Origin of the sequence: Pseudomonas sp. CM27 (assembly GCF_013179515.1) — a bacterium.
Taxonomy (GTDB): domain Bacteria; phylum Pseudomonadota; class Gammaproteobacteria; order Pseudomonadales; family Pseudomonadaceae; genus Aquipseudomonas.
Map to the genome: position 1 here is coordinate 1 of NZ_JABMCN010000109.1, position 4,649 is coordinate 4,649.

Consider the following 4,649-nt stretch of genomic DNA (forward strand, 5'->3'; position numbering starts at 1 on the left):
TGTGCATGGCCCAACCGCTGCAGCGCCCCTGCCAACACACTGTAAAGGTCGGTAATGGGCGCCTGCCCACCCCACAGCACCGAGAACAACTTTGCCCGCTCGCGGGGGGCAAGGCGTGGCGCCAGCTTTACTGCGCGTGGCCAGTAGTGTTCATCCAGAAGGCGGGTGGACTTCTCATAGTTGCTTCTCAGGTAGTCCCACAGCGCGACCACGTCATCGCTGCTTACCCCGGCTTGCGCCTGGTTTTTTTCCTGGCCTTCGAAGTCATTGAGCGCGGCCTGGATCCGTTGCTCGGTAAAGCTGTAATCCATCCGTTCATGGTCGAAGTCCTCGAACCACGCATTGCAGAGGATTTTCGCGACTTCGATTTCGCTGAACAGCTTCAGCTCGACGGGATAGCTGGCGTCCTGGCTTGGCGTGGATTTGTGGCTGAACCGCGTGACCAGGCCAGTGGCCTCGCCGCCACCGCCTGGCGGGTTTACATGCTGGATGAAGTCCAGAACCTGGCCACCGAAATTGCTCTCCAGCTTGCCATTGGCATCGGATGCCAACGCCGAAATCAGGTACGACTTACCCGCCTGCGAGAGGCCAAAAAAACCTACGGCCATTGGGCTGCTGGCGCTGCGCTGGAGGTTCTTCGCCCGGTTGCGCGCGCGCCTCAGGCGCAGGCCAAGGCCATCGGCCTCGGCCTCGACGCTGGCGGCGTTGCCACGCACCTGCTCGATCCATTCCAGGGCCTCGCCGGCGCCTTTGTGAATGGCGCCCCAGGCACCCATCAACTGCTGTTGCTTTGGCGTAAGGTCGCTCATTTTCCTTTGACGTTCCCGCTGTCGAGCCAATAGTCGCTGTCACTCAAACTCATGGTCGGCATGGTGTTGAGTGAGAGTTCAAGATCCCGGTCGAAGTCGAAGTCGGCATCCTGGATGTTCGATTCCAGCTTCTGGATGACCAGCTTGTCGCTGATCAGCCCCTGCTCGCGTTCTTCCTGATCGAACTGCTCGATCTCCAGGCGAATGCGCAGTACCGGGGCTTCGCCGTTCTTGCCCGCCGCGCGGGAAAACGCCGCGCTGCCCGAGGGGGTGAAGCGCAGGGTGTACAGCGGTGAGGCCGACCACCGCTCGGCGGCCAGCTGGCGGTAGCCCAGGTGCATGTCGCCGCGCATTTCCAGCCAGGGCGTGCCGCGCTCCTCACCCTCGCCGACGATCGGCAGCTCGATCAGCCCCTTGTCGGACTTGAGGTCGTGGTAGAGCACGTCGGCGCGCTTGATGGTGCCGGCGTTGTCGATCTGGCCGAAGTGCTTGATCACCGAGTAGGGCTTGAGCGCGGCCGTGCGGAAGTAGAAGTTCGGCACGCTGTGCTTGGAACACAGCAGGCAGATCATCGCGCCCACCGAGGCGGTGCTTTTCGGGTCGTCGATCAGGCCATTGCGGTGGAACGGGTACCAGCCACCGGTGCGGTAGTTCTGCATCGGCAGGATGCGCCCCGGCGGCAGCGGCAGGCGCTGGCGGATGAACGCCTGGATGCCGGGCAGGCGCGAAGGGCGGCCGGTCAGCAGAAGCATGTCGCAGGGGTAGTTGAACACCACCTCGCACAGTTCGCCGAGCACTTTGGTGATGTTGATCTGGCCACCCATGAAGGCGGCGTGGACCTGCTCGAGGTCGAAGCTGATGGGCGTCTGCAGCAGGTCGAGGGCACCATCGCGGCCGACCTCGCGGCGCACGGCGGCGTTGACGAAGGCCAGCACGCTGTCGCTGACCGTGGCCTCGCCCAGTACCTGTTGCCAGGTCTGCTCCTGCGCAACTTGCGGCTGCGCCGGGTCGAACTGCTCATAGGCCTTGAGCAGGGCCAGGCCCAGTGGCACGAACACTTGCAGGTTCAGTTGCTGGCGCAGCAGGCGCTCCTGGGCGGTGGCGTCGCCATTGCCACACAGGCGCGACATCAGTGCATCGGGGGCCGGTACGCCGGCCGTGCGCAGGGCAGCGGCGAAGGACGGCAGGATGAACTCCTGGATCATGTCCAGCAGGATGTCATCGCCGGCAATCTTGAAGCCATCGCGGAAGCGCTGGGTCGGCACGATGTGCACGTTGGCCCCGGCACCGCCACCTGCGCCCCGGTCCAGCCGGTAATCGGTGATTACCAGGTCGGTGGTACCGCCGCCGATATCGATGGTGGCCAGGGTGATCTGTTCGTGTTCCTGTTTGTCGGGGCGCGCCAGGGCGACGAAGAATTCTTCCGGGTGGCCGGCAAAGTTCTCGTTGACCTCGTTGTACAGGTAGACCAGCTGGCCGCAGCTGGCTTCGTCCCACTCCACGCGCACGCTGGGGAACGGTGTGCGGGTGTTGACGTCCTTGCCCTTGAACGGGTTGCTCTCGTCCTGATGCCAGCCCAGGCTCTTCCAGACCAGGCCGATGGCTTCGTACAGGCGGTTGCTGAGCAGGCTGCGTTCGGCCTGGGGCATGCCCGGTGGCACGGTCAGGGTGATGCTGTTGAGCTGGCGCGGTACCCGCGCATGGCCCTGGCGCGAGCGCTGGGCCGGGCTGTTGATCTGGCTCAGCGCCTGGGTTACCACCTCGGCCAGCATGAAGGTCATCAGGCTGCTGCGCGAATAACGCGGGCTGAATACCGGCATGTCGAAGGGCTTGAGGTACAGCGGCTGGCCACGGTCGTTGATCAGGTTGGCGAATGGCGCGGCAACCGCCATCGGCTCCTTGTCGGTCTTCACGTAGGCGGTGTTGAAGCGCCAGCCGTGGCCGTAGGCCTTCTCATCCCACAGGTAGCGTTTCGGGCTGGAAAGGCCGGTCGAGCCCTCGGTGCCGCGGTTGCGGCTGGCCAGGCGGCCGGCTTCGCCGCCAACCCGGGCGATGGTCGGCCACTGGAAGGCGTTGTGCCGGCCGCTCTTGATCGACAGGTGGTCCTTGCCGAAGGCGGCGTGGGTGAACTCGACGCGGCTCTCGAAGGCCTGGTTGTAGACCTTTTCCGGCTCGCTGAGGTCGCGCAGGGCCAGCACGTAGTTGTGACGCATGCCCGAACCCGCCTGGCCATGGTCCTCGATAAGGATGCCGCAGGTGCGCGAGTTGCCCACGTCCAGCACCAGGTCCACCGGGATCGGCTTGACGATGCCATTGGCCGCGTTGGCAATCACCTTGAGTTCCGGGATCTCGACCTTTGGTTTTTCGCTGCTCTGCTCGGCCGGCACCGGGCGGCGCAACAGGCTTAGCAGGTTCAGGTAGTGGCCCAGGTGGCGGTTACCCTGCAGGTCACGGTCCAGGCGCTCGCGCGTCCATTCCGAACGGGCCTCGGTGTACACCTCGGTGAGCCAGTCGCGGATCCAGGTGTGGGTCAGGAACCAGCCATATTCACGGGCACTGCACGCCAGCTTGAAGGCCACGCCGGAGCGCACGTCGTCTTCGTTGGGGGCCAGGTACGGTGCACCGGCAACCTGCGCCATGGTGCGGCTGTCGAAGCCCAGGGTAAGGCGGTGGGTATTGCCGTCCACATCGGGCTCGGCGAGCTTGACCAGGCGCATGCGCGCCCAGTTGTTCGGGCCCTCGTCAAAGCGATAGGGCGGCGTGAAACGCAGGAACGGGATGGGCAACCACACCCCGTTCAGCAATTTGAGGCTGTCCTCCATCGGCAGGCGGAAGTGGCTCTCTTCGCTGGTGTCGAACTCGACCTGCACCACTTTGTCCGGCTCGGGCTCGTAGAAGTCCTTGTATTCCTTGGACCACAGCAGGCGCGTCGGCACCATGCCGTTGTTGAGCTGGACGAATTTGCCGGTCTGCTCGCCATCCGGGCCGAGACGCAGGGCGAAATCCATGAATTGAATTCCGGTATCGCTGACCAGCGTGACCGTTTCTTCGAACTGGGTGATTTCGGGCAGCATCTTCTGCGTTTCTCGTGTGATTAGCCGGCTTTTTTCATTTGCATCGGGAAGCCTTCGGCGCCGTAGTTGGCGTTGCAGTCGGCCGCGCCAGTGGCGTTGGGTTTGCAATCGACCTGGGGCAGGTCGTAGCTGCTGCCGTCAGCACAGGCAGCCTGGCCTGCACTGTTGATCGACAACTGGCCGCCCTGCATGGCCGCCGACACGGGCGCCTGGCAACGCACGCCGTCCGAGCGGCTGACCGTGGCCTGGCCCTTGCCATTCTGGAAGTCGTATTTCAGGCGCAGCGGCTTGCCGGTACCTGCCTCCTGAATACCGGCCCCGGCCCAGTTGCCATTGAGGAAGTCCGCGTTGCCGTCGGCTGCATCCGGGGGAATGCTCAGCTGGTCTGGCAGTGCTGGTTGAGTGCTGGCTTTCCCTTGCTCTTCGGGGAGCTGCGGCGGGGCGGGTGGCGTGTGCCCAGGCGGCGAATCTTCGGGAGCGCCGGGTGGTGGCGTGTCGGCCGTCGGCTCCGGCGCTGGCTGTTGCTCAGCCGCTGGTTCCGGCGTGCCTTCTGGCGGGGCTTGAGCGGCAGCATCCTGGGCGGGTGTTTCGTTGCCACCTGGTGGCGTGCCATTGCCGGCTTCGGGCTGATCCGTCGGCAGGGCGGTAGCGCCACCTTCAGGCGTCAGCTCACCTGCCACAGGCACACCGGCCTGGCCGTTCGGCACGTCGACAAGGTTCGACGAACCGCTTGGCGCCCTGGAGAGGTCGCTGTTGCCGACAGCGG

At 64.7% G+C, this 4,649-nt stretch carries 3 protein-coding genes; all 3 read right to left on the bottom strand.

Features of this window, described 5'->3' with window-relative positions:
* On the bottom strand, window positions 1–809 hold an 809-nt coding region (locus HP547_RS15090; RefSeq protein WP_218583486.1), incomplete at its 3' end, for a virulence factor SrfC family protein.
* Window positions 806–3,883: a virulence factor SrfB gene (locus tag HP547_RS15095; RefSeq protein WP_172225929.1), complete on the bottom strand. Its 3,078-nt coding sequence runs from the start codon at window positions 3,881–3,883 to the stop codon at window positions 806–808. The genes HP547_RS15090 and HP547_RS15095, both read right to left, overlap by 4 nt.
* 20 nt (window positions 3,884–3,903) lie before the next feature.
* A partial coding sequence (locus tag HP547_RS15100) for an SrfA family protein (RefSeq protein ID WP_256676346.1) occupies window positions 3,904–4,649 on the bottom strand: 746 nt, incomplete at its 5' end.

What these genes read in the sequence shown, in the direction of transcription:
- HP547_RS15095 (WP_172225929.1), bottom strand. Translation starts at nt 3,883, where the DNA reads ATGCTGCCCGAAATCACCCAGTTCGAAGAAACGGTCACGCTGGTCAGC.